This is a genomic window from Aromatoleum diolicum (genome assembly GCF_012910955.1).
Lineage (GTDB): Bacteria > Pseudomonadota > Gammaproteobacteria > Burkholderiales > Rhodocyclaceae > Aromatoleum > Aromatoleum diolicum.
This window is the reverse complement of the sequence record NZ_WTVQ01000004.1, coordinates 56,061-81,403: the sequence shown is the minus strand read 5'-3', so window position 1 is coordinate 81,403 and position 25,343 is coordinate 56,061. Positions and strand designations below refer to the sequence as shown.

General features: G+C 66.3%; 25 protein-coding genes. 21 read left to right on the top strand and 4 right to left on the bottom strand.

Annotated features, from left to right (window positions below; translation table 11 throughout):
• Positions 1–67: 67 nt before the first annotated feature.
• A complete protein-coding gene (locus GPA25_RS03615; RefSeq protein WP_169258993.1) occupies positions 68–1,489 on the bottom strand; it encodes an EAL and HDOD domain-containing protein in 1,422 nt (473 codons plus the stop codon).
• A 57-nt stretch (positions 1,490–1,546) separates the two neighbouring features.
• A complete protein-coding gene (gene ilvD / locus GPA25_RS03610) occupies positions 1,547–3,397 on the bottom strand; it encodes a dihydroxy-acid dehydratase (RefSeq protein WP_169258992.1) in 1,851 nt (616 codons plus the stop codon).
• Between the two features lie 144 nt (positions 3,398–3,541).
• Between ilvD and GPA25_RS03605 the strand changes: the two genes are divergently transcribed.
• The 6 genes from GPA25_RS03605 (at position 3,542) to GPA25_RS03580 (ending at position 10,741) form a co-directional block, all read left to right on the top strand.
• Positions 3,542–4,228, top strand: a complete 687-nt coding sequence (locus tag GPA25_RS03605) for a YceH family protein (RefSeq protein WP_169258991.1) — start codon at positions 3,542–3,544, stop codon at positions 4,226–4,228.
• Positions 4,229–4,282: 54 nt separating this feature from the next.
• Positions 4,283–5,083 (top strand): prolipoprotein diacylglyceryl transferase, encoded by an 801-nt coding sequence (lgt, locus tag GPA25_RS03600; RefSeq protein ID WP_169258990.1) that lies wholly within the window; start codon positions 4,283–4,285, stop codon positions 5,081–5,083.
• A gap of 134 nt (positions 5,084–5,217) precedes the next feature.
• Positions 5,218–6,597 (top strand): malonyl-CoA decarboxylase, encoded by a 1,380-nt coding sequence (locus tag GPA25_RS03595; protein WP_169258989.1) that lies wholly within the window; start codon positions 5,218–5,220, stop codon positions 6,595–6,597.
• A 22-nt stretch (positions 6,598–6,619) separates the two neighbouring features.
• Positions 6,620–9,073 carry a putative bifunctional diguanylate cyclase/phosphodiesterase gene (locus GPA25_RS03590; RefSeq protein ID WP_343034821.1) on the top strand — a complete coding sequence of 818 codons (2,454 nt, stop codon included), beginning with the start codon at positions 6,620–6,622 and terminating at the stop codon, positions 9,071–9,073.
• Complete coding sequence (locus GPA25_RS03585; RefSeq protein ID WP_169258987.1) at positions 9,070–10,305, top strand: hypothetical protein; 1,236 nt, start codon at positions 9,070–9,072, stop codon at positions 10,303–10,305. Before GPA25_RS03590 ends, GPA25_RS03585 begins: the two co-directional genes overlap by 4 nt.
• Complete coding sequence (locus GPA25_RS03580; RefSeq protein WP_246265301.1) at positions 10,292–10,741, top strand: hypothetical protein; 450 nt, start codon at positions 10,292–10,294, stop codon at positions 10,739–10,741. The genes GPA25_RS03585 and GPA25_RS03580 overlap by 14 nt, the downstream gene beginning before the upstream one ends.
• Positions 10,742–10,766: 25 nt before the next feature.
• Here the strand turns inward: GPA25_RS03580 and GPA25_RS03575 are convergent, their stop codons facing one another.
• Positions 10,767–11,495 carry a fumarylacetoacetate hydrolase family protein gene (locus GPA25_RS03575; protein ID WP_343034820.1) on the bottom strand — a complete coding sequence of 243 codons (729 nt, stop codon included), beginning with the start codon at positions 11,493–11,495 and terminating at the stop codon, positions 10,767–10,769.
• Between the two features lie 169 nt (positions 11,496–11,664).
• Here GPA25_RS03575 and GPA25_RS03570 point away from each other — a divergent pair, with 169 nt between their 5' ends.
• The 15 genes from GPA25_RS03570 to GPA25_RS03505 all read left to right on the top strand — a co-directional run bounded on the left by GPA25_RS03570 (position 11,665) and on the right by GPA25_RS03505 (position 24,282).
• The gene (locus tag GPA25_RS03570; protein WP_169258986.1) at positions 11,665–11,868 is read left to right on the top strand and encodes a hemin uptake protein HemP; all 204 of its coding nucleotides are present in this window, start codon (positions 11,665–11,667) and stop codon (positions 11,866–11,868) included.
• Positions 11,869–11,912: 44 nt separating this feature from the next.
• Positions 11,913–12,149 carry a (2Fe-2S)-binding protein gene (locus tag GPA25_RS03565; RefSeq protein ID WP_169258985.1) on the top strand — a complete coding sequence of 79 codons (237 nt, stop codon included), beginning with the start codon at positions 11,913–11,915 and terminating at the stop codon, positions 12,147–12,149.
• Entirely contained in the window at positions 12,146–12,622 is a 477-nt protein-coding gene (gene bfr / locus GPA25_RS03560) for a bacterioferritin (protein ID WP_169258984.1), read from the top strand. Before GPA25_RS03565 ends, bfr begins: the two co-directional genes overlap by 4 nt.
• 123 nt (positions 12,623–12,745) lie before the next feature.
• On the top strand, positions 12,746–12,871 hold the full coding sequence (locus tag GPA25_RS24185; RefSeq protein WP_281357683.1) for a hypothetical protein: 126 nt from the start codon (positions 12,746–12,748) through the stop codon (positions 12,869–12,871).
• Entirely contained in the window at positions 12,868–13,713 is an 846-nt protein-coding gene (locus tag GPA25_RS03555; protein ID WP_246265299.1) for an energy transducer TonB, read from the top strand. The genes GPA25_RS24185 and GPA25_RS03555 overlap by 4 nt, the downstream gene beginning before the upstream one ends.
• Positions 13,714–13,715: 2 nt before the next feature.
• Entirely contained in the window at positions 13,716–14,492 is a 777-nt protein-coding gene (locus GPA25_RS03550; RefSeq protein WP_169258983.1) for a MotA/TolQ/ExbB proton channel family protein, read from the top strand.
• Positions 14,492–14,908: an ExbD/TolR family protein gene (locus GPA25_RS03545; RefSeq protein WP_169258982.1), complete on the top strand. Its 417-nt coding sequence runs from the start codon at positions 14,492–14,494 to the stop codon at positions 14,906–14,908. The genes GPA25_RS03550 and GPA25_RS03545 overlap by 1 nt, the downstream gene beginning before the upstream one ends.
• A 264-nt stretch (positions 14,909–15,172) precedes the next feature.
• Entirely contained in the window at positions 15,173–16,480 is a 1,308-nt protein-coding gene (locus GPA25_RS03540; protein ID WP_169258981.1) for an efflux RND transporter periplasmic adaptor subunit, read from the top strand.
• Positions 16,477–18,465 (top strand): MacB family efflux pump subunit, encoded by a 1,989-nt coding sequence (locus GPA25_RS03535; protein ID WP_169258980.1) that lies wholly within the window; start codon positions 16,477–16,479, stop codon positions 18,463–18,465. The genes GPA25_RS03540 and GPA25_RS03535 overlap by 4 nt, the downstream gene beginning before the upstream one ends.
• Positions 18,466–18,473: 8 nt before the next feature.
• On the top strand, positions 18,474–19,916 hold the full coding sequence (locus GPA25_RS03530; RefSeq protein ID WP_169258979.1) for an efflux transporter outer membrane subunit: 1,443 nt from the start codon (positions 18,474–18,476) through the stop codon (positions 19,914–19,916).
• A 230-nt stretch (positions 19,917–20,146) separates the two neighbouring features.
• Complete coding sequence (locus tag GPA25_RS03525) at positions 20,147–20,917, top strand: N-acyl amino acid synthase FeeM domain-containing protein (RefSeq protein WP_169258978.1); 771 nt, start codon at positions 20,147–20,149, stop codon at positions 20,915–20,917.
• Positions 20,918–21,153: 236 nt separating this feature from the next.
• Positions 21,154–21,699, top strand: a complete 546-nt coding sequence (locus tag GPA25_RS03520; protein WP_169258977.1) for an iron transporter — start codon at positions 21,154–21,156, stop codon at positions 21,697–21,699.
• Between the two features lies 1 nt (position 21,700).
• The gene (locus GPA25_RS03515) at positions 21,701–22,060 is read left to right on the top strand and encodes a cupredoxin domain-containing protein (protein ID WP_169258976.1); all 360 of its coding nucleotides are present in this window, start codon (positions 21,701–21,703) and stop codon (positions 22,058–22,060) included.
• Positions 22,061–22,081: 21 nt separating this feature from the next.
• On the top strand, positions 22,082–22,894 hold the full coding sequence (locus tag GPA25_RS03510; RefSeq protein ID WP_169258975.1) for an FTR1 family iron permease: 813 nt from the start codon (positions 22,082–22,084) through the stop codon (positions 22,892–22,894).
• A 2-nt stretch (positions 22,895–22,896) separates the two neighbouring features.
• A complete protein-coding gene (locus tag GPA25_RS03505) occupies positions 22,897–24,282 on the top strand; it encodes a 4Fe-4S binding protein (RefSeq protein ID WP_169258974.1) in 1,386 nt (461 codons plus the stop codon).
• A 22-nt stretch (positions 24,283–24,304) separates the two neighbouring features.
• Here the strand turns inward: GPA25_RS03505 and GPA25_RS03500 are convergent, their stop codons facing one another.
• On the bottom strand, positions 24,305–25,216 hold the full coding sequence (locus tag GPA25_RS03500) for a LysR family transcriptional regulator (RefSeq protein WP_211162930.1): 912 nt from the start codon (positions 25,214–25,216) through the stop codon (positions 24,305–24,307).
• Positions 25,217–25,343 lie beyond the last annotated feature (127 nt).

Below are 25,343 nucleotides of genomic sequence, written 5' to 3'. Positions count from 1 at the left end.
GGCGGATGGTAGAGGGCGCTCGCAAGTCGGTCAAGGCACGCCGGCACAGCGCTCGCCGGAGTGCGATTCAGGCTTCGGCCGCCTGCACCCAATCGAGTGCTTCGAACTGCAGGCGGTTAAGCTCGCCCACGGCGACCCCGAGCACACCGGCAAAAGACTCCACCCGCTCGGCATCGCCGCGTTCGAAGGCCAGTGCCAGTTCGAGATATGGCGCCATCGGTCCGCGCTGGTGCAGCAGCGCATCCTGCATCGCCTCCGACAACTTGAGCGGACGGATCGCCTCCTCGAGCGGTACCTTGAGCGCCACATCGAGTAGCGAGAACAGGCCCAGCACGAACAATTGTGCAGCCGGGTCGCGCTCGCCACGCAAGGAGCCGATGAGCTCGAGGAAGCGGGCGCGCGTCAGCGCCTCCTCCATGACCACCACCGCACCGGGGGCACTGTGGGAGCTACCCAGCAACATCATCGACACCCAGCGCTGCAGCGGTTGCTGGCCAAGCACCATGATTGCCTGTTCGACCGATGTGATGCGGTTATTGAGCCCCCACGCCGCCGCATTCACATAACGCAGCAGGCGATAGGCGAGCGCCAGGTCGTGCTTGAGGATCTCGGCGATTTCCTGCGTCTCGACACCGCTGCGCAGGCGCGTGAGCAAGGACGCCAGACGCATGCCGTGGGGCGCAAGGCTGTTACCCTTCCAGTCTTCGCGACGGGTGACGAAACCGCCTGCAAAAGCCGCGCAGCCGACATTGCGGGCCAATTCGAAATCATCGATTGTGCCGACCTCCCATGCCCACACCGGCAGACCGGGACGCAGACGCTGCACCATGCGGGCGAACAGGCTCACTTCTTCGGGTACGCAGAAACCCATGCGGAACACCGCCGCATCGGCAAGCGGCAGCAGACTCTCGAGCCAGGGTCCAGAATCGTTGTGATCGAGCACGAGACGCAGGCCGGCTTCGCGCACGCGGCGGGCGTGTTCGAGGGTTTCCGCACTGGCAGTGCGCATCGGAAACTCAGGCTGCACCAGCAGCACGGCATTCAGCCCTGCCAGACGGTCCAGCACCGCATTACCGAGGAAACCGTCCCAGACGCGCAGACACACCTGACGCGTACGCAGCGCGGCACCACGCCCGTAGCGATCGATCTGTTCGACCAGCAGGCCGTCGACGAAATCGCGCGTGCGGCGGCCGGGGGAGCGGATGCGTCCGGAAATGTCCTCACGCAGCTCGAACGCGTAACCGGTCGGATTCTGCTCGCGGTCAAGGACTTCGGTCCGGCATAGCAAAGATAGCGCGGCGTCCCCCGCGGTTTCCGCCGCCGCGACGGCGACCGGCGCGGACAGCGGCTCCGGCGGCACCTCGCTGCGAGCGGTGACTGCCGGCGCCCCTTCCGGCGCGGGAACCCGTTGCGGCGACGGCGCAGCGGCTGGCGAAAAAGCCGGGGCAGCCTGCGCCCCGCCCAACAGACGTTTCAGCCAGCCGAACATTTCATCCCTTGCCCGCAGCGGTGAATTATCCCAACGCCATCATAGCGCATGCAGGTATCAGCGCTGCACCTGTCGCACGTCGCGCACGGCTCCCGTATCAGCACTGGTGGTCAGCGCCGCGTAGGCCTGCAGCGCAGCGGACACCACACGTTGGCGGCTGACGGGCTTCCAGGCCTTATCGCCCTTGGCCTCCATCGTGGCACGACGCCGCGCCAGTTCCGCTTCCGACACCGCAAGGTGGATGCGCCGGTTGGGGATGTCGATTTCGATGGTGTCACCCTCCTCGACCAGCGCGATCGCACCGCCACAGGCCGCTTCCGGCGAAGCATGACCGATCGACAGGCCGGAGGTGCCGCCGGAGAAGCGCCCGTCGGTCAGCAGCGCGCACTCCTTTCCGAGCCCCCTGGACTTCAGGTAGCTGGTCGGATACAGCATCTCCTGCATGCCGGGACCGCCCTTCGGGCCTTCGTAGCGGATGATGACCACATCGCCGGCCACGACCCTGTCGCCAAGGATGCCTTCGACGGCCTCTTCCTGGCTTTCGAACACGCGCGCGCGTCCGGTGAAGGTCCAGATCGACTCATCGACGCCGGCGGTTTTCACGATGCAGCCCTTCTCGGCAATGTTGCCGTACAGCACGGCAAGGCCACCGTCCTGGCTGAAGGCGTTGGCGCGGTCGCGAATGACGCCGTGCGAACGATCCATGTCGAGTTCGTTCCAGCGGCGGTTCTGCGAGAACGCGACCTGCGTCGGCACGCCACCGGGAGCGGCCTTGTAGAACTCGAACACCGTGGTGTCGTGCGCCTGCATCACATCCCAACGCGACAGGGCCTCGGCCATGGTCTTGCTGTGCACCGTGGGCAACTCGGCGTGCAGCAGGCCGGCGCGGTTCAGTTCACCGAGAATCGCCATGATGCCGCCGGCACGATGGACATCCTCGATATGCACGTCGGCAATGGCCGGCGCGACCTTGCACAGGCACGGCACCTTGCGCGAGATGCGGTCGATGTCGGCCATCGTGAAGTTCACCTCGGCTTCGCGCGCAGCGGCGAGGAGATGCAGCACCGTGTTCGTCGATCCGCCCATTGCGACGTCGAGACTGATCGCGTTCTCGAAGGCCTTGAAGCTCGCGATCGAGCGCGGCAGCACCGAGGCGTCATCCTTTTCATAATAGCGGCGCGCCATGTCGACGATGGTGCGGCCGGCCCTGCGGAACAGCTGCTCGCGGTCGGCGTGCGTGGCAAGCACGGTGCCGTTACCCGGCAGCGACAGTCCGAGCGCTTCGGTGAGGCAGTTCATCGAGTTCGCGGTGAACATGCCGGAGCACGAACCACAGGTCGGGCAGGCGGAACGCTCGATGGCATCCACCTCTTCGTCGGAACAGCTGCTGTCGGCGGCCTTGACCATCGCATCGACGAGGTCGAGCGAGATCACCTTTGCTTCCCACTTGACCTTGCCCGCTTCCATCGGTCCGCCGGAGACGAAGATCGCCGGGATGTTCAGGCGCAGCGCGGCCATCAGCATGCCCGGGGTGATCTTGTCGCAGTTCGAGATGCACACCAGCGCATCGGCAGTGTGGGCATTGACCATGTATTCCACGCTGTCGGCGATCAGCTCGCGCGACGGCAGCGAGTACAGCATGCCGCCGTGGCCCATGGCGATGCCGTCGTCGACGGCGATCGTGTTGAATTCCTTCGCAACGCCGCCGGCGGCCTCGATCTCGCGTGCGACGAGCTGACCGAGATCCTTCAGGTGCACGTGGCCGGGCACGAACTGCGTGAAGCTGTTGGCAATGGCGATGATCGGCTTTTCGAAATCGCCGTCCTTCATGCCGGTGGCGCGCCACAGGGCGCGTGCGCCCGCCATGTTGCGGCCGGCGGTGGAGGTGCGGGAACGGTATTGGGGCATGGTGTCCTCGGCTCTGGGATTCGGGCGCCGCGCTGCGTTGGCGAAGCGCCACTTCGGATTTAGCCTTGGAATTCTAACCGAAGCTAAACCACGAGTCGGCTATCATTGCCCTCCCGCGGGCCACCGCCAGCATTGCCGACTCCGATGACCGACCCCTCCACCCCCGATACCGCCCCCGATGGCTTCGATCTCGACCCGATTGAAATTCGCGTGCTAGGGGTGCTGATCGAAAAGGCCTTCGTTACCCCCGACGCGTATCCCTTGTCCGTGCACGGCATCGTCACCGGCGGCAACCAGCTGACCGGGCGTGAGCCGGTGATGAATCTGTCAGACGACGACGTGCAGGCCGCGCTCGACCGCCTGATGGCACGCAAGCTGGTGTCGCGGCGCGACCAGGCCAGCGCACGCGTTGCCAAGTACGAGCATCTGGTGCGCCTGCGCCATTCCCTGCCGCCGCCGGAGCAGGCCGTGCTGGCCGTGTTGCTGCTACGTGGCGCCCAGACCGCCGGCGAGATCCGCCAACGCGCCGAACGCATGCATCGTTTCGACGACATTGCGGCAGTCGAGCGCGTGCTCGAGCATCTGGCGGAGAAATATCCGCCGATGGCCGCCGCACTGCCGCGGGCGCCGGGCACCAAGGAGACGCGCTTCGCCCATCTGCTGGGCGGCAGCGCAGCGTTCGACGCCTTGGGCGAGGCGCTGGCAAGCGGTCAGTCCGCGATCCCGGCGCGCGGACGCAGCGCCGAACTGGAAGAGGAAGTCCGCCGACTGCGCGAGGAGGTCGACTGGCTGCGCAGCGAATTCGACAAGTTCCGCGCGCAATTTGAATGAGCGTGCCGACCCGCCACCGTCCGTAAGCTGCTGCACCATGACATCCGCCTCCCCATGCTGACCCATCCCCAGTTCGACCCCATCGCCTTGTCCATCGGCCCGCTGGCGGTGCGCTGGTATGGGCTGATGTATCTCGCCGCCTTCGTCCTGTTCATGCTGCTCGGCCGGGCCCATGCGCGGCGCCGCCCGGAGCTGGGCTGGACCACGCAGCAGATCGACGACCTGCTGATGTACGGCATGATCGGCGTCGTGCTGGGCGGACGGCTCGGCGAGGTGCTGTTCTTCCAGCCCGGCTATTACCTGAGCCATCCGGCGGAAATCCTCGCCATCTGGAAAGGCGGCATGAGCTTCCACGGCGGCTTTCTTGGTGTACTGGCTGGGATGTGGCTGTACGGCCGGCGCACCGGCAAGGGTTTCTGGCAGGTCACCGACTTCATTGCCCCGCTGGTCCCGACCGGGCTCGCCGCAGGGCGCATCGGCAATTTCATCAACGGCGAACTGTGGGGACGCCCCGTCGAAACCGAGCTGCCGTGGGCAATGGTCTATCCGTGGGTCGACGCGCTACCGCGCCATCCGTCACAGCTCTATCAGGCCGCGGGAGAGGGTTTGTTGCTGTTCGCGATCCTGTGGCTGTATGCCGCCCGTCCGAGACCGCTCAAGGCAGTATCCGCGGTATTTTTGATCGGCTACGGGTTATTACGCTTCATTGCGGAATTTTTTCGCACGCCTGATCCAGGCATTTTCGGCACACTCTCGCTCGGCCTGTCGACCGCTCAATGGTTGTGCGTACCGATGGTTGCCGCAGGCCTGTGGCTTCTCGCGACAAACTGCAAGGCGATCGACAGTCGCACCTAGGTCGCGCACGAGCCCGCGCTGACGGGCGCCAGGATCTGCCGCAATTCAGCCGTCATCATCCTGAGGGCGGATCGTGCAAAATTGCGCACTATGATGAATTCATTTCTGGCAGCATGGGAGAAAGGAGACAGCAAATGGTATCCGGATTGGTATCGCGCAGCCTGTCGAGAGTTCGCGAGATGGTCGCCAACGCCACCGGCAGGAACGGGGAACCGACGGAAAAGCAGCTCGACCGGATTCGCCGGCAACTTCGGGAGTGCGCAGAAAGCCGTGGCGGCGAGGTGTCGACGCGCTTGCGGGCTGCCCGCCTCGCCGATACCTATCTGAAACTTGACGATGCCGGCCGACAGGCCTTCCTGCGCATAATCGCGCTTGAGTTCGGCCCCGACCCGCAACGCGTTGCCAAGGCCCACGACGCGTACCAGGCGGCCGTCGGCACACCCCGCCAATGGGACGCCGAAGCCCAGATGCGCGCGGCGATGCGTTCCTCGCGCATCCGCATCCTCACCCAGTTCAATGCCATCCCGCAGGGCGTCAAATTTCTTGTCGATCTGCGCGCCGACTTGCTGCGCTATCTGGAACACGACAAGGAACTCAAGGCGCTCGACCGCGAACTCGAAGCACGCCTGACTGCATGGTTCGACGTCGGGTTCCTGGAATTGCAGCGCCTGACGTGGAACTCACCCGCCGCCCTGCTCGAGAAGATCGTCCAGTACGAGGCCGTGCACGCCATCCAATCCTGGAAGGATCTGAAGAACCGGTTGGGCTCCGACCGTCGCTGTTACGCCTTCTTCCACCCGCGCATGCCGCTGGAACCGTTGATCTTCGTCGAAGTTGCACTGCTCCAGGACCTCGCCGACAACGTGCAGAAGCTGCTCGATGAGAACGCCCCCGTCGCCGATGCCGAGCGCGCCAACACCGCGATCTTCTATTCCATCAGCGCCACCCAGGAAGGTCTGCGCGGGGTGTCGTTCGGCAATTTCCTGCTCAAACGGGTGGTCGACGATCTTCAGCGCGACTTTCCGCGCCTCCAGACCTTTGCCACGCTATCGCCGATTCCCGGGCTGGTGCGCTGGGCGAGCAGGAACCCGAAAGACGTGATGGCCGCGTTCAGCGAAGCCGACTGGAAGCGCCTCGCAACGGCCGGCATCGACGGGCCGGAGTCGCCACGTCTGGCGCAGATACTGGCCGGCAATCCCGAATGGGCGACCGATCCGGCGCTGGTGCGCGCGCTGCGCGACCCGCTGCTGAGAGCGACGGCGGCCTACCTGCTGGAAGCCAAGCGCGACAAGGAACCGCTCGATCCGGTGGCGCGCTTCCACCTCGGCAACGGCGCACGCGTCGAGCGGCTCAACTGGCTCGCCGACACTTCGGAGAAAGGCCTCGGGCAAGCCTGGGGCGTCATGGTGAACTACCTTTATGATCCCGAGCGCATCGTGGACAACGTCGGAGCATTCGTCGAGGAAGGCAGGATTGACGCCGCGGCCGGGGTCAAGCGCCTCGCACGACGATGACACGGGCTCGCCGGGGTTCAGCGTGAGGCTTCCATTCCAGCATACTTCGATCCGCATCCGCCTGCTGCTGGCCAGTACCGTGGTGCAAGTGCTGCTATTGACGCTGTTGCTGGCGAATAGCGTGCGGCTGATGAACGAGGCCACCACCGCGAGCCTCAACACGCTGACCAACCAGAACGCCACGATGTTGCATGCGATGGCCGTCGCATACGGCAACCAGGGCGATTTCGGTGCGTTGCAGGACCTGCTCGGCGAACTGCTTTCCGAGGCCGACGAGGGCTTGGTATACGTGAGAATCGTCGCGCCGGACGGCCGCGTTCTGGTCAGTGCCGGCCTGCCGGAGATGAAGCAGCTGCCGCAGGTGTATAACGGCGCCGCAAAGGGCAGCAGCAGCGACGCGCTCTTTCACGTGCGCCGACCATTGCTGCTCGAGCGCAATGCGGTCGGCTTCGTGCAGTTCGGGGTATCGGTGTCGGTGCTCGACAGCGCGCGCCGGGCCATTACCGAACAGGGAGCGGCAATCGCGTTGGCAGAGATCCTGCTGACCTTTGTCCTGCTTTCGGGCATTGGTTACCTGCTGACGCGCAACCTGACCCGGCTGCTCGCGGGGAGCGAGGCAATTGCCGAAGGCAAGCTGGACCATCGCCTGCCGGAGGAAGGACACGACGAGCTGGCCCGGCTGGCGCGTCGCTTCAACGTGATGGCGGCCAACCTGCAGGACCGCATCGGCGAACTGCAGCACACCGCCGAACGCCTCAAGGCGAGCGAACAACGCTACGAACTGGCCATTCAGGGGGCCAATGACGGCCTGTGGGACTGGGACATCAGCAGCGGGCAGGTGTACTGCTCGCCGCGCTGCTGCGAAATTGCGGGATTGAAGGCCGACAGCTCGTACCACGCCGCCCGCGACATCATTGCCGGCGTGCATCCGGACGACGCCCACAATTACCGCAGCACGATGATCGAGCACCTGAAGGGGTTCAGTGCCCAGTTCAAGTGCGAATACCGCGCGCGTCAGCTGGATGGAAGCTACCGCTGGGTGATGAAGCGCGGAGTGGCATTGCGCGGCGCGGACGGACGGGCCTTCCGCATGGCGGGCTCGATCGGCGACGTGCACATGCACAAGCAGGCCGAAGTGCGCCTCCAGTTCGACGCGCTGCATGACCGGCTGACCGAGTTGCCGAACCGCGCACTGTTCCTCGAACATGTGAACAGTGCCCTGGGGCAGCAGCTGCGCACGGACGGTCAGGAATTTGCAGTGCTGGCAATCAATCTGCAGCGCTTCCGCCTGGTGAACGACAGCTTCGGCCACTCGGCCGGTGATGAGCTGCTGCGCCATGTGGCACACACGATCTGCGATACGCTGCGGCAAGGGGATATCGCCGCGCGCGTGGGCGGCGACCAGTTTGCATTGCTGCTCAATTGCATCGAGAACCCGGCCGAAGCCTTGCGTCTGGGCGAGGTGCTGCGCGAGAAGCTCGCAACCCCGACCACCGTCGCCGGCCAGGTGCTCTATCCGAAATATCGCATCGGCATCGCGCTCAGCATGGACTACGAGGATCCCGAATGCGCCGACACGATGCTGCGTGACGCCGACAATGCGCTGCAGCGTACACGCGAGCGCGGCGAGGACTCGGTGGCGATCTTCCATGCGTCGATGCACGCCCAGGCGCTACAGAGCCTGCGTCTCGAGGGCGATCTGCGCACAGCGCTGCGCGACGGCGATCTGACGGTGCATTTCCAGCCGATCGTGGCGCTGAACGACGGCTCGATCGGCAGTTTCGAGGCATTGGTGCGCTGGCGCCATCCGACCCAGGGGATGCTTCCTCCCAACCTGTTCATCCCGCTGGCCGAAACGCTCGGCCTGATCCACGAACTGGACATGTTCGTACTGACACGCGCCTGCGAACGCATCCTGGATTGGCAGGGCCGCGCCGACGCCGGCACCACGGTGCCGAAGGTCAGCGTGAACCTGTCCGCCACCCAGTTTTCCCGCCCCGACCTGGCGGGCGAGATCATCGCCGAGATCGCCCGCCATGGCCTGCCCAACGATATGCTGCGCTTTGAAGTCACCGAGAGCGTGCTGGCACAGCCCGATGGGCCCGCCGCCGACATCCTGCAGCGCCTGCGCGGCGCCGGCATGTCGGTGCTGATCGACGACTTCGGCACGGGCTACTCCGCGCTGAGCTATCTGCATACGATCCCCTGCGACCTTGTGAAACTCGACGGCTCCTTCGTCCGCTCGCTCGAGCACGACGAACGCCTGCGCACCATTGTCGCGCGCAGCATCGAGCTCGCTCATGACTTGGGCATGTGCGTGGTGGCCGAGTGCATCGAGACCAGACAACAGGCTGACTTGCTCCGCGCGATGGGCTGCGACTATGGCCAGGGCTACCTGTTTGCGCGCCCACTTGACGACGCCGGCGTCGAGCACCTTCTGTTTGGCCCCAGATTCACCCAGGAAGTCACCGCATGACAGCTCGCCTTCGACTTCGCCAGCCGCTGCGTTCGGCTGTCGCCGCCCTCGCGTTGACATTCGCATCCGCCAGTGCGTGCGCGGCCGACGACGCCGCACAGCCGCCGCGCGTCGAGTTTTCGGGATTTGCGACGCTGGGGGCGGTGTCCACCGATAACAAGGACGTCTGGTTTGCACGCTGGGGCGTAAATTTCCCGGGCGATTCGGACCCCGATTTCAGTGCGGACAGCCTGATCGGCTTGCAGGCCAGCCTGCGACTGACCGCATACAACGCCATCACTTTGCAGGCGCTGGCGATGGAAGACGGTAGCGAGCGCCAGGACCCGCGGATTACGCTCGCCTTCTTCCGCCAGACGCTGGCGCCCGGCCTGTCGATGCGCATCGGGCGCCTGCGGGTACCCTTCTTCATGCTGTCCGATTCGCTCTACATCAACTACGCCAACCCGTGGGTCCGGCCTCCGGTCGAGGTATATGGCCTTAACCCCTTCAACGATCTCGATGGCATCGATTTCATTTACCACACACGTATCGGCGAGCTCGACGCCGAGATTCATCCATATTACGGCAGGGGCGAGATTCCTTTCCCCGAGGGCAAAGCCCGTCTCGATGAAACCTGGGGCCTCAACGTGGCGCTGACGCAGGGCAACCTGTCGCTGCACCTCGGCCGCGGTGACGGACGCTTCACCTTCGAGCGCGGCGATGCACAATTCCGCGCGATTGCCGCAGTGCTGCGCGCGGCCGGCCAGGGAAGCGTGGTCACGGATCTATCCGGCGCGAAGGGCAAAACCAGCTTCTATTCGATCGGCGTCCAGTGGGACGATGGTCTCTGGCAGACAATCGGCGAATACGCACGGCGCGACGCGAATCGTTACGTGCCAAGTGCATACGGCTGGTACCTGAGCCTCGGACGACGCTTCGGCAGCGTCACGCCGTATGTGTCGGTGGCCCGGCAAACGCTGCACAAGCAGTTTGCCGAAGCGACGCTGCCACCCGGGCGGCTGGCAACAGCGTGGGAAACGTTTCTTACGTCGCGCAACAATGCACAGCGCAGCGTGACCCTCGGTACGCGCTGGGATGTGTCTCGACAGGCCGCACTGAAGGCCGAACTCACGCATGCCCGGCCGGACCGTGACTCCTGGGGCTCTTATTTCCCGCGTGAAACCCCGACGACGATGCGCATTGGCGGCCGCGCGCTGAACACGCTCAGCATTTCCGTCGATGTCAATTTCTGAGGGCCGCGCGGTGGTCCGGAAACCCTATGCCATTCTCGTCGCCTGCCTGACCTGGTTCATGGCACCGTGCGCCCTCGCGCAGATCGTCATTGTCAGCGGTGCGCAGAGCCCGCTCCCGGAACTCACCAGGACGCAGGTCGAACAGTTCTACCTCGGCCGCGCGCACAGCCTTCCCGATGGCGTCGCAGTGACGCTTGCCGACTTGCCCGCCAGCCCGTTGCGCGACCGGTTTTACCAGAACCTTACCGGCAAGAATCCCGGCCAGATACGCGCGCACTGGTCGCGCATGGTGTTCACCGGGCGGGCGCTACCGCCACAGGAAGCCGCCGATATCGCGCAGCTGCGCCAGTGGCTCAATTCAATACCGAACATGATCGGCTACATGCCCTCTGCCGAAGCCGATTCGCGCGTCAGGGTGCTGTTGCGCCTGCCCTGACGCCTCTCCCGCTGATTTGAGGGCTTTACGCGCCCGCCACCACGCGCAGATCGAGTTCTCCCACGCCGGCGACTTCACCGCGCAGATGATCGCCGACGACCACCGGACCGACGCCCTCGGGCGTGCCAGTGAAGATCAGGTCGCCGGCCTGAAGGTGGTAGTAGCGGGAGAAGAATGCGATCACCTCCGGCACTGACCAGATCATGTCGGCGAGGTCGCCACGCTGGCGCACCGCACCGTTGACGTCGAGGCGGATTTCGCCGGACCGCAGCACCCGCCCCGCGGCTGGAACGATCTGCGAGATCGGAGCGGAGGCATCGAAGGCTTTGGCGATGTCCCACGGACGCCCCTTGGCCTTGGCTTCGGCCTGCAGGTCGCGCCGGGTCATGTCGAGCCCGACCGCATAGCCCCAGATGCACGCGCTAGCCGCCTCGGGCGTCAGATTGACGCCTCCGGAACCCAGCGCGACGACCAACTCGATTTCGTGGTGCACGTCCTGGCTCGCCAGCGGATAGGGAAACTCGCCGGTGGCGCCGGCACGCACCGGCAACACGGCATCGGCAGGCTTGGTGAAGAAGAACGGCTTCTCACGGGTCGGGTCGGCGCCCATCTCGCGCGCATGAGCGGCGTAGTTGCGCGCGATGCAAAAAATGCGCCGCACCGGGAACAGCCCCCCGCCGGCCACAGGTACCACCGGACGCGGGGCAGGTTCGATCAGATAGCGCTCGGGAGATGAAACATCGGCAGACATCATGTGGGCTCCAGCCTGGCGCAGCAGGCATCGGGTTGAAAAGGGCAATGCCGCGGCATCACATCAAACGTCGTCACGCATCTTGATACATGGATCACATCACAGCCCTGTTGACCGATCAAGCAGACGATGATGTAATGCGAATCGTTCCTATTTGCTTTTCGATACCGCCATGCGCCCCTTCTCCGTTCAGCCGCATTCCACCCTGGCGCCTGGCGAACCGGCCTTGAGCGAAGCGCGCGAGGAAAACCTGTTGGCGCGCGTCATCTCGAGTGCCCGGCTGTTGCTCGGGCAGCCGAGCGTGACGATCGACCACGAAGGAACGCAATACGTCCTGCGCGCCACGCGCGCCGGCAAACTCATTCTCACCAAATAACCCCGCGGCATTTACGCGAAAAAACGGAAGATCGAGGCTAGACTATGTACGTCTGTGTCTGTAACGCAGTAACCGAACGCCACATCGGACAAGCCGTCAGCGAAGGCGCCTCCACGCTGCGCGAACTGCGCAACCGGCTAGGCGTGGCGGGCGAATGTGGCCGTTGTGCGACCTGCGCACGCGACTGCCTGCGTTCGGCGCTGGCGGAACAGATTCCGACCGCAGAGCCGGCGCTGGCTGGCTTCGTGCCCTCGTTTTCCTTTGCCGCGGAGGCCGTATGAAAGGCGATAAAAAAGTCCTTCAGTTCCTCAACAAGCAGCTGACCAACGAACTGACCGCCATCAACCAGTACTTCCTGCATGCGCGCATGTACAAGAACTGGGGCCTGGGCAAGCTGGGGCACCATGAGTACGAAGAATCGATCGAGGAAATGAAGCACGCCGACAAGCTGATCGAGCGTGTGCTGTTCCTCGAAGGACTGCCTAATCTGCAGAACCTGAACAAGCTGATGATCGGCGAAAACGTGCCCGAGTGCCTGCAGGGCGATCTGAAACTCGAGCAGGGGGCGCGCAGCGACCTGGTCGAGGCGATCACGTATTGCGAATCCTGTAAGGACTATGTCTCGCGGGAGCTGTTCGAGGAACTCCTCGAGGACACCGAAGAACATATCGACTACCTCGAGACACAGATCGAGCTGGTCGACAAGGTGGGGCTGCAGAACTACCTGCAATCGCAGATGGGCGACGCCAGCTGAACATACGCCGCCCTGCCCCACTACCGGCACGCTGCGCCGTGCCGGCATTGACCCGACAGAACACGCCAGCCAGTTCCCCCCCAGAACGAGCCAGCCCGCTTATTGAATGGAGAACTGGCAAGCATGAATCTTTCGCATGACGCCCGTCTGGGCACCCCGGCACGGGCACAGGGGCCCGCTTTTGCCGCGCACCGCGTGGCGATGTATCTGGCGCTGGCAGCAGTGCTCATTGATCAGCTGATCGCTTGAGCCACGCCGGACAGCCCGAGGCACCGATGGTCCTGTCGCACGCCCTGCCCGTTGATCCGTTCACCGCCCCACCGACCACCGACGGCCGCCGGTCACTATCCTTTGCGCCGCCGCTGGACGCGGCATTCACGGGTGTGCAGCGGCGCGCGCGGCCGCGGGCCGGCGGCGCGCGCGAGCGCAGGCTGACCCTCGCACTGGTGGTGGTCGCGCACGTCGCGGCCCTCATCGGCATTTCGCGACTGGCCCAACAGCCCGCTGCAGCGCCGGAGACGCCGATTTCCGTCGCGCTGATCGAACTGCCGGTGCCGATCCCGCCGGTGGCGGTGACGGTGGCGCCCCCGCCCACACCGCCTGCGCCGAAGCCGGTCGTCAAGCCACAACCCAGACCCAAGGTACGCACCGCCCAGCCGCCGGCCCCCGTTCCGGTGCCGATGGTCGAATCGGCCAGCGCGATCAGCACCGACGCGACACCTCAGCCGCCGCAGGAGGCCCCGCGCGAGGCGCCGCCTCCCGCGACCGCACCGGTCCGCCCCGCGCCGGAAGCGCCGCCCCCGATCGTCGCGGCACGCTTCGATGCCGCCTATCTGAACAACCCCGCACCGGCCTATCCGCCGCTGGCGCGCCGCATGCGCGAGGAAGGCAAGGTGATGCTGCGCGTGCAGGTCACCGCCGAGGGCTTGCCCGGCAAGGTCGAACTGGCGGAAAGTTCCGGTGTCAGCCGGCTCGACAACGCCGCCCGCGAATCGGTCCTGCGCTGGCGTTTCGTGCCGGCCAAGCAGGACGGCCGCGCGGTAGACGCCTCGGTCATCGTCCCGATCGTTTTCAAACTCGAAGGAAACTGAACATGCTCACCGACACTTTCGGCCTGTCCCATCTGTGGGCCCAGTCGGATCTCCTTATCAAGCTCGTCGCATTCGTGCTGGTCGTGATGTCGGTTGCGAGCTGGTATCTGATCGCCGTGCGTGCCGCACGCCAGCTGCGCGCGCGCCGCTTCGACGGCGCGGTCGAAGCGTTCTGGAACGCCGCCAGCCTCGATGAAGGCTTGCTGCGGCTGTCGCAGGGTGCGCCGGGCTCGCCGTTCGAGGCGCTGGCACGCCAGGGTGCGGCCGCCACCGAACATTTGCGTCGCCACACGGTGGCCGAGACGCTGGGTGGCAAGCTCGATGCCGACGAATTCGTCACCCGCGCGATGCGCAAGTCGATCGCGCTCTCGACGGCACAACTGGAGTCCGGCCTCACCGTGCTTGCTTCGATCGGCTCGACCGCGCCCTTCGTCGGCCTGTTCGGCACGGTGTGGGGCATCTACCACGCGCTGATCAGCATCAGCACTTCGGGCGCTGCAACGCTCGACAAGGTCGCCGGGCCGGTCGGCGAAGCCTTGATCATGACTGCCTTCGGCCTGTTCGTCGCGATTCCCGCCGTGCTTGCGTTCAACACCTTCACCCGCGCGAACCGCCTGGAACTGTCGGAACTCGACGCTTTCGCGCACGACCTCCACGCGTGGTTCACCACCGGCACACGCCTCGCGAGCGCCCCCGGCGGCGATACCTCTGCGCGAACTGCCGGCACGAACGCCAAGGCGACCGGCAAACTCGGTCTGAGCAACGCGGGAGCGGCGTAATGGCCTTCGGGAGCTTCAATCAGGAAACGAGCTCCGCACCGATGAGCGAGATCAACATGGTCCCGCTCATCGACGTGATGCTGGTGTTGCTGATCGTCTTCATGATCACCGCCCCGCTGCTGACGCATGCGGTCAAGATCGACCTGCCGACGGCGGCGAGTCAGGCGAGCAACGAGAAGCCGGAAACCGTGACCCTCGCGGTCGACGCCACCGGCAAGCTCTTCTGGAACGATCAGCCGATCGCCGACAGCGAATTGCCGACGCGCCTTGCCGCTACTGCGGCACAGACCGTGCAACCGGAACTGCATCTGCGCGCCGATCGCGAGACGCGTTACCAGAAGCTCGCGGAAATCATGTCCGCCGCGCGCACTGCCGGCATCCAGAAGATGGGCTTCATCACCGTTCCCGAGCATTGACCCGGGAGGCCGCGCGGCAAGCCCCGCGGCCTCCCTTTCCCTCGCGCCCCCACTGCGCCGCCGCGCCCCCGCGCGGGAACCCCACACCTGCAATACGATACAAAGCAACGGTAGGCATTCGCTTATCCTTTGCACTGCAACATCGGTTCGCGCCAAAGTACGGCCGGGCACGATCAGCGCATCGGGATATCCATTTGCCAATTCGATCGCCCACGGCGACACTGTTCCCGCTTCGACATCCACTACCGTTCGCAAATCTCCGACATGAATCCATCCCCTGCGTCCAAGCCACGCCGCTGGCGCCGCGCCCTGATTGCCCTGGTGACTGCCAGCGTGCTGGGGGCCGGCGTCTGGTTCGTGTGGACGAAGTATTTCGCCACGCCCGACGAACTCGCCCGATACCAGTTCACCACTGTCTCGCGCGGTGACCTCGAGGACGTCGTCACCGCCACCGGGACGCTGCAGCCGCGCGATTACGTCGATGTCGGCGCACAGGTGTCGGGACAGCTGAAGAAGATCCACGTCGAGGTCGGCTCCGAGGTGAAGTCCGGCGACCTGCTCGCCGAGATCGACCCGGTCGTGCTGCAAACCCGTGTCGACGCGACGCGCGCGCAACTGCGCAATCTGCGTGCGCAACTGATGGACCGCGAGGCGAGCCGGACGCTTGCAACCACGCAGTTGCAGCGCCAGCGCAACCTGATGGCGGAGGACGCGACGACCACCGAGGCGCTGCAGAATGCCGAGGCGGTGCTGCTGTCGGCGCAGGCACAGGTCGAGGCGCTGAAGGCACAGATCGACCAGACCGAATCCAACCTGCGCGCCGACGAGGCCAATCTGAACTACGCGCGCATCTACGCGCCGATTTCCGGCACCGTGGTGTCGATCACCGCGCGCCAGGGACAGACGCTGATCGCCAGCCAGCAGGCGCCGGTGATCCTGCGCATCGCCGATCTGTCGACGATGACGGTGCAAACCCAGGTGTCGGAGGCCGACGTGAGCCGCCTGCGCCTGGACATGGTGGCCTACTTCACGACGCTCGGCGGTGACGGTCGCCGCTGGGAGGGCAAGCTGCGCAAGATCGAGCCGACGCCGGTGGTGCAGAATAACGTCGTCCTCTACAACGCGCTGTTCGACGTCGCCAATCCCAATCAGGCCTTGATGACACAGATGACCGCGCAGGTGTTCTTCGTCGTCGCGTCGGCGAAGGATGCGCTGCTGGTGCCGATGTCGGCCATCGCTGCGGGTCGCGCGGAGCGGGCCAAGGCGCGCGCGCAAGGCGGCGAAGCGCGGCCGGTTGGGGGGCGACAGACGACCGCCACAGCCGGTGCGGCGCCAGCGGGCGACACCGCGAAGACGCCATCGGCCACAGGATCGGGGACACGCCGAGCCACCGTCAAGGTCGCAAGCGCGGACGGCTCGCTGCAGGATCGCCAGATCGAGATCGGCGTCCGCAGCCGCATCCAGGCACAGGTGCTGTCGGGGCTGGAAGAGGGCGAACGCGTCGTTTCCGGCATGGCCAGCAGCGACAAGGGCGTGGCCAACAGCACCCCGCGTCGCTCACCACGGCTATGAAAGCCGAACCGCAGATTGCCGGACTGGACGCGGATTCGCCCCTCAGGCGGCCGTCCGGCGAGCCGCTGATCGAACTTGCCGGGATCACCAAGACCTTCCACAACGGCGAGCTCGCGGTGGAGGTGCTGCACGGCATCGACCTGACGATCTACCCAGGCGAATTTGTCGCCATCGTCGGCAGTTCCGGCTCGGGCAAGTCGACCTTGATGAACATCCTCGGCTGCCTCGACCGACCGAGCAGCGGTACCTACCGCTTCATGGGGCAGGATGTCGCCGGACTTGAACGCGACGAGCTGGCGCGGCTGCGGCGCGAAACCTTCGGCTTCGTGTTCCAGAGCTATAACCTGATCGGCGGCGCCAGTGCGCGCGAAAACGTTGAGGTGCCGGCGGTCTATTCGGGCATGCCGCCGACCGAGCGCCACGCGCGCGCGATTGAACTGCTCACCGCGCTGGGGCTGCAAACGCGCTGCGAGCACCGGCCCAGCCAGCTCTCCGGCGGCCAGCAACAGCGCGTGTCGATTGCGCGTGCATTGATGAACGGCGGCCGCGTGATCCTCGCCGACGAGCCGACCGGCGCACTCGACAGCAAGAGTGGCGCCGAGGTCATGCAACTGCTGCGCAAGCTGTCGGCAGACGGTCACACCATCATCCTGATCACCCACGAACGCGAAGTTGCCGAGCAGGCGCAGCGCATCATCGAAATCCGCGATGGCAAGGTCGTCGCGGATCCGGGTCCGCATCCGCGCAGCGGCACCGAGCCGGACTTCGCGCCGCACATCGACCGCACTTCGCAATTGTCCGACGTCGTCGAGGCCACCCGCACCGCGCTGCGGGCGCTGCGCGCCAACCTGTTCCGTGCCGGGTTGACGCTGCTCGGCATCGTCATCGGCGTGGCCGCGGTGATCGCGATGCTCGCCATCGGCGACGGCGCCAAGCGCGACGTCGTCGCGAGCATCAGCGCGATGGGGACCAACCTGCTGACGGTGCGTCCCGGTGCGCCGAACCAGCGCGGCCGCGACACCACCGCGACACTGGTGCCCGACGACGTGCGCGCGATCGCCGAACTGCCGAACGTGCTCGCGGCAGTACCGGAGCAGAGCACCGGGATCACGATCCGCTACGGCAATGCCGACCACCGTACGTCCGCGTCCGCGACCGGGGCCGACTACACGATCGCGCGCGACTGGCCAGTGGCGCGCGGCACCTTCTTTTCCGCCGACGACGAACGCAGCTATGCGACGGTCACGGTGCTTGGTCAGACGGTGGCGAAGGCGCTGTTCGGCGATGCCGATCCGGTCGGTCAATACGTGATCGTCAATAGCCTGGTGTTCCAGGTCGTCGGCGTGATGGGACCGATGGGCGCGACGCCGTGGGGCTCGGACCAGGACGACGTGATCTTCGTCCCGTACTCGACCGGCAGCTTGCGCCTGACCGGCCAGCGCCACCTGCGCAGTGCGATCGTCGCCGTCGTCGACGTCGCGCAGATCGACGACACCCAGGAGACCGTGCACACGCTGCTGCAGGCGCGCCACGCCGGCATCGAGGACTTCCAGATCCGCAACATGGCGTCGATCATCGAAAGCGCCTCGGAAACCCAGAACACGCTGACCGTGCTGCTCGGCACCGTCGCCGCGATCTCGCTGCTGGTCGGCGGCATCGGCGTGATGAACATCATGCTGGTGTCGGTCACCGAGCGTACGCGCGAGATCGGCATCCGCATGGCGACCGGCGCACGCATGAAGAACATCCTGCAGCAGTTCCTGATCGAGGCGCTGGTGGTTTCCGCGCTCGGTGGCGTGATCGGCGTTGCGGTCGGTCTGGCCGCCGCGGCGATCATCGAAACCTTCGAGACGCCGATCGAGTATTCGCTGCCACCGGTGCTGCTCGCCTTCGGCTGCGCTTTTGCCACCGGTCTGATCTTCGGCTATTTGCCGGCGCGCAAGGCGGCCCGCCTCGACCCGGTCGTCGCACTCGCGTCGGAATGAATCCCACCATGCACTCCCCCGCTCCTCGTCTCTCGCTTGCCGCTGCCATCGCGCTGATCCTCGGCGGCTGCGCAATCACCGAACCCGCCACGCGACCGGACGTCGCGCTGCCGTCGTCCTGGGGCGAACCCGTCCAGGCCGACGCCGCGCGCCCCAGTGCGCAGTGGTGGCGCGACTTCGCGTCGCAGCGCCTGGAGGCGCTGATCGACGAAGCGCTCGCCGGCAACCCGGATTTTCGGGTATCCATCGAACGCGTGCGCCAGGCCGAGATCGCGCTACGCGCCGCCGGCGCGACGCTGCTGCCTTCGGCGAGCATGGGTGCCGACACCGGCTGGCGCCGCAGCGAAGCCGGCGACGGCAGCCGCGCCGTGGACAGCGAATCGTCGGGGGCGTCGCTGTCGATCGGCTATGAAGTAGACCTCTGGGGCCGTCTTGCGGCCGGCATCCAGGGCGCCGACGCGAGCCTCGCGGCGAGCCGCTACGACCGCGAAACGGCGCGCCTGACCCTGCTGGCCGGCGTCACCAACACCTACTTCCAGCTGCTCTCGGCGCGCGAACGCATCGACATCGCACGCGACAACCTGGCCATCGCCGAGCGCGTCTTTGGCATCGCCGAGGCGCGCTACCGCAACGGCGCAGCCTCGGCGCTCGACGTCAGCCGCCAGCGCAGCACGGTGCTGGCGCAGCGCGCGGCCATCCTGCCGCTCGAAACGCAGGAACGCCAGACCCGCAGCGCGCTCGCGCTGCTCGTCGGGCGCACGCCGCAGGACTTTGCCGAGGCACTCCCGCAAGGCAATGATCCCACGGGTGGCGCACTCGCCAGCTTGATCATTCCCGCCGTCGCCCCCGGGTTACCGTCCGATTTGCTCGCGCGCCGCCCCGATCTCGCCAGTGCCGAGGCACAGCTTGCGGCCGCCGACGCCGACGTCGCCGCGGCACGTGCCGCGTTGCTGCCGCGCATCGAACTGTCCGGCTCGGCCGGTCTCGCCAGCACCGCGCTGCTATCGCTCGCCAACCCGGCGAGTACGCTGGGTCTGAGCGCGGGTCTGGCGCAAACCCTGTTCGACGGCGGACGCCTGCGCGGTCAGGTCGACACCGCGCGCTCGCGTCGCCAGGAGCTGGTCGAAAACTACCGCGCGGCGATCCACAGCGCGCTCAAGGAAGTCGAGGATGCCCTCGGCAACGCGGAGCGCGACCGCCAGCAGGAGGCCACGCAGTTGCTGATCCGCGACGAGGCGCGGCGGGCGCTGCGGCTCGCCGAACTGCGCTACCGCGAGGGCGCAGACGATCTGCTCGCAGTGCTCGATGCCCAGCGCACCCTTTTCCAGGCGCAGGACCAGCTCGCGCAATTGCGGCTCGCGCGGCTCTCCGGCGCGGTGGATCTTTACAAGGCGCTGGGCGGCGGCTGGACGCGGCAGGCTGCGACGGCGCCGCCATCGGCTCCGGGCTGAGCTCGCCCGGGAGCGCGCAGCGGCCGGCGCGGCGAGCGCCAACGCCGGCAAGAGCATCCGCATCCGGCAACTTGCAGACCTCCTTTGCCCATGACGATTGTCATAGACAAAGGGGGAGCATGCGCCGATGTCCGCGCCTTTCCCGGTGGCTATTCTCTTCACCATAAGCGACGCACGCCCATGGCAGCAGCGGTTCGCCACGGGGTTCCGACTCGCATGGGGAGGGCATCATGTGGCCAATCGGTTTCGCTGATCCGGGCATCCGGCAGAATCGCCCCGCCGCCGGTCACTTCCCCACGCCCTGCGCGTTCGCGGGGGCACGCACGGCCGCATGCAGGGCGGCAAATGGTTCCGGCGTGTGCGGATTCACGTGCGGCAACCATTGCTTCGGCGTCGCGGGGCGATCCGTATTCGGTCAGATCGCGGCGCTCGTCGAGCGCATGTACGGCCGGCACGGCTACCAGACAACGAGCGTCACCCGTCCGCCCGAGTCGCCGGACCGGATTGCCTTTGGCGGCTCACACCGGGGGACCCTTTTCGCGACGCTCACGCTGGGGCTCGACACCGGCGAGGGCCTGCTGGTCGACGAACTGTACGGGCCGGAAGTCGACGTCTTTCGCGGGCTGAAGCGGAAGATCTGCGAACTTTCGACGTTCGCGATCGACCCGCAGTACAGCTCCCACCACGTGCTCGCGAGCCTGTTCTACCTCGCCTACCTCTACGGCCGCACCCTCCACAAGGTCACCGACGCCTTCATCGAGGTCAATCCACGCCATGCGGGGTTCTACGAGCGCGTGCTTCACTTCCGCCGCATCGGCGAAGTCCGTAATTGCCCGCGCGTCGATGCGCCGGCGGTGCTGCTACACCTCGATCTGGAACATTTTGAAGCACAGGCCGCGCCGTTCGGCGAGACCGGAAGGGCACCCGAGCGAGCCATCCCGACGCCCGCGCACGCCGTGCCGCACGACGCCAAGCGCAGCCCCGCGCTCGCGCACCCGTAGCGCAGGACCGCTCGTTATCCCGCCGGAAGCCAATCCGCGCCGCAAAGCCTGACTAGCGACGGGACGCGCCGGCCATTTCCGGCTACGTATCGCAAACACCACGACAGGACACAGCGTCGCCATTTTCGCCGGCATCATTGCGATTAATTCGCATTCTCGTTAGTATTTGCATCTGCATTCACGCATTCTGGTTATCCGCGGTCCACTCCCTACATCGCAAGAAAGAGGAAAGCCCCATGCTTCGCTTCCCGTTCCGCCCCCTGTCCATCGCAGCCCTCGCTGCCCTGTCGTTCGGCGCCCACGCTCTCGAGTACCCGATCGGCAAACCGCAGCAGCGCAGCGGTATGGAGATCGCCGCGGTGTATCTGCAGCCGGTGGAAATGGAGCCGACGGGGATGATGAAGAAGGCGTCCGAGTCCGACATCCACATCGAGGCCGACATCCGCGCGCTGGCGGACAACCCGAACGGTTTCGAGGAAGGCAGCTGGGTTCCGTACCTGACGGTGAAGTTCGAGATCGCGAAGCTCGGCAGCGACTGGAAGCAGTCCGGTGAATTCATGCCGATGGTGGCCAATGACGGCCCGCACTACGGCGACAACATCAAGCTTTCCGGCCCCGGCAAGTACAAGGTCAAATACACGATCCTGCCGCCGGGCGCGAACCACGGCAGCCATTTTGGCCGCCACACCGACCGCCAGACCGGCGTGCGCCCGTGGTTCGAAGCGTTTACCGTGGAAAACGAATTCACCTACGCCGGCACCGGCAAGAAGGGTGGTTACTGAGATGGGCAGCCGGTCCTCGTCGCGCGCGGCGCGCGTGCTCGCCGCTGCGCTCGCGGGCGGCTGCGCGCTTGCGCTGCCAGGACTCGCACGCGCCGAGATGCCGACTTTCGAGGTCATCGCCGAAAACGGCCACCTCATGCCCGAAACGATCGAGGTGCCGGCCAACACGCGCTTTCGCCTGACGCTCATCAACCGCAACGCCGGCCCCGAGGAATTCGAGACCACGCGCCCGTTCAAGGAGCTGGTGGTCGGGCCGGGCGTGACGCGCAGCACCATCTTCCCGCCACTGAAACCCGGCACCTATCCGTTCTTCGGCGAATTCCATCCGGACACCGCGAAGGGACGCTTCGTCGCGAAATAGGCGGACATCGAGGAAATCATCATGGGTAACGCCCTCTTCATGGTGTGGCGCGAGAGCGTCGAGGCCATTCTGGTGATCAGCATCCTGCACGCGTGGATCCGCGCACGCGGCGATGCGCAGATCGGCGTGCGCCACCTGTGGGCCGGCGTCGGCGGCGGACTGGTGCTCGCGGGGCTGCTGGCGCTGGCGATGCTGGGCGTACACGGCTGGCTCGCTGCCGACGCGCTGGACCTTTTCCAGACGGCGATCATGCTCGTTGCGGCGGGCCTCATCACGCACATGGTGTTGTGGATGCGCAGCCACGGGCGGCACATGAAAGGGGAACTCGAAGCCGGGCTTGCGCGCGCGGCGGAAACCGCAGGCGGCGCGTCGGTCGCAGTGCTCGCAGCAATCGCCGTCGGCCGCGAGGGGGCGGAGACCGTGCTGTTCCTTTACGGGCTGGCGATGGAGCAGTCGGGCGCAACCCTTGCGCAGATGTTCGCCGGTGCCGGCATCGGTTTCGTGCTGGCGCTGGCGACGGCATGGCTGATCCAGGGCGGCGCGCGGTGGCTACCGAGCCGGGTGTTCTTCCGGGCGACCGAAATCATGCTGTTGCTGCTCGCGGCAGCGTTGCTGGTGTCCGGCGTCGAACGCCTGATCGACCTGGAGTGGCTGCCGCCGCTCGTCGAACCGGTGTGGGACAGCTCGCTGCTGCTCGATGACGCCAGCACCACCGGGGGTATCGCCGCCGCATTCGCCGGCTACCGGGCGCAGCCTTCCTTGATGGTGCTCGTCGCCTGGTTCGGCTACTGGGCGCTTGTCATGTGCCTCGGCCGCACGCAGCGGAGAACCTGACGATGAGCGCTTGCGCCCTGCCCGCTCCGCGCAGTGCCTGGCTGGCGCAGCTCGGCGAGGCGATGCGCCGCCACCGCGGCTGGATCCTCGGCATCCAGTGGGTGGTGCTCGCCGCCTACCTGTTCCTCGTCATCACGCCGGCCTTCCTGCCGCTGCCGGAGTCCGATGCGCACCTGTGGGACAACCTGACGCTGGCCGCGCAGTTCGCGTTCTGGGGCATCTGGTGGCCCTTCGTATTGATCTCGATGATGCTGATGGGACGGGTGTGGTGCGGCGTGCTGTGCCCGGAAGGCTTCGTCTCCGAGCAGGTGTCGCGCTTCGGCCTCGGGCGCCCGGTGCCGCGCTGGATCAAATGGGGCGGCTGGCCCTTCGTCGCCTTCCTCGGCACGACGATCTACGGACAGCTCGTCAGCGTGTATGAATACCCGAAAGCGGCGCTGCTGGTGCTGGGCGGTTCGACCGTCGCGGCGATCGCGGTCGGTCTCGTGTACGGCCGCAACAAGCGCGTGTGGTGCCGCCATCTGTGTCCCGTGAACGGCGTGTTCGGTCTGCTCGCGCGGCTCGCGCCGGTGCATTTCCGTACCGACCGCGACGCGTGGGAGACGCCGCCGGCGAAGAAGGTGATCCCGATCAACTGCGCGCCGCTGGTCGACATCCGGCGCATGGCAAGTGCCGCCGAGTGCCACATGTGCGGACGCTGCGCCGGCCACCGCGACGCCGTACGGCTCGCGGCACGCGCGCCGGGGTCCGAAATCGCACAGCTCGGCACGCAGGACGTCGATCGCTGGGAAGTCCACCTGCTCGTATTCGGCATCATCGGCACGGCGATCGGCGCCTTCCAGTGGTCGGCATCGCCGTGGTTCGTGCAGGCCAAGCTCGCCGCCGCCGACTGGCTGGTCGAACGCGACGCGTTCGCGCTGCTCGGTGACGATATTCCGTGGTGGCTGCTGACCCATTACCCGGAAGCCAACGACGTGTTCACCTGGCTCGACGGGCTGCTGATCCTCGGCTACATCGGCACTGCAGCGGTTCTCATCGGCGGCTGGATCAGCCTGTGGCTGCGCGTCGCCGCGCAGCTGCTGAGAGAGCCGGACGGGCACCTGCGCCTCGCCTACGCATTGATCCCGCTTGGCGGCGTCGGCGTGTTCCTCGGCCTGTCGGGGCTGACCGTCACCTTGCTGTCGGCCGAAGGCATCGTTCTCTCCACACTGCCCGAGCTGCGCGGCCTGCTGCTCGCCGCCGGGACAATCGCCAGCCTCGCGCTCGGTATCGCCCAGGTGCGCCGTGCCGTGCCGCCCCGGACACGCGGGGCGGCGGCGTTGCTCGCCTTCGCCGCCGCCGCTGCGGGCGCGGTAATGCCGTGGGTGGCGATGTTCTACCTGTGGTGAAGCGCCGGCCGGCAACGCCCCCTCAGCCGGGTTCGCGGCTGTTCGCGCTGCGGAAGTGATCGATGAACACCCTCAGCCGCGCCGGCATCTGCGCGCGGCTGGGGAAATACAGGTGCGCCACCGGCAGCGGCGAGGCGTAATCGTCCAGCACCGTTTTTAGCCGCCCTTCGCGGACGTCATCGAGCACCGTCGATTCGAGCACCTGCGAGATGCCGAGACCGCGACGCAGCAGGTCGAGTTCGGCTTCGATATCGTTGATGACGAAGCGTCCGTTCACCTCGACTTCCAGTTCGCGCCCGTCCCACCGGAAGGACCAGCGTGCCGGGCGCCCGCTGGTCGGGTAGCGGAAGCGGATGCAGTCGTGCGCGGCCAGATCTTCGGGCTGCAGCGGCACCGGATGACGCTCGAAATATGCCGGCGCGGCGGCGACGATCAGACGCTGGGCACGTCCGAAGGGGATCGCCACCATGTCGCCGGCGATCTGTTCGCCCATGCGCAGGCCGACGTCGAAGCGGTCGGCAACGAGATCGGCGAGCTTGTCGTCGAGCGAAAATTCGATGCCGACCGCCGGGTAGCGTGCGGCGAAGGCTTCGACGTGCGGGGCGAAGTACTTCGCGTAGGCGATGCGCGGCATGGTGATGCGCACCGTACCGGCGGGCTGCTCGCGTGCCTGGTCGAGCGTCGCGAGCGCGCCGCCAAACTCGCCGAGACCACGCCGTACGCCGTCGAGCAGGCGCGCACCTTCCTCGGTCAAGCCGACATGGCGAGTGGTGCGCGCCAGCAGCCTTACCCCGAGGCGGCTCTCCAGCCCGCGCAGCGACTGCGACAGCGCCGACGCCGACAACCCCATCTCGGCCGCCGCGCGGCTGAAGCTCGCGTGACGGGCGACACACTCGAATGCCGCCAGGGCGGGCAACAACGCGGGCTCGATCATTAAGCTCTCCTTCAAGACGCATGCAGCATTTATACGTCGATCTTAAAAGACTCAGGGTCTAAGCTGTGAAAATCCGGATGCAGTCGGGCCTCGGCTCTGCTGTCCGCAATCTTGTTCGTTTCCAGGA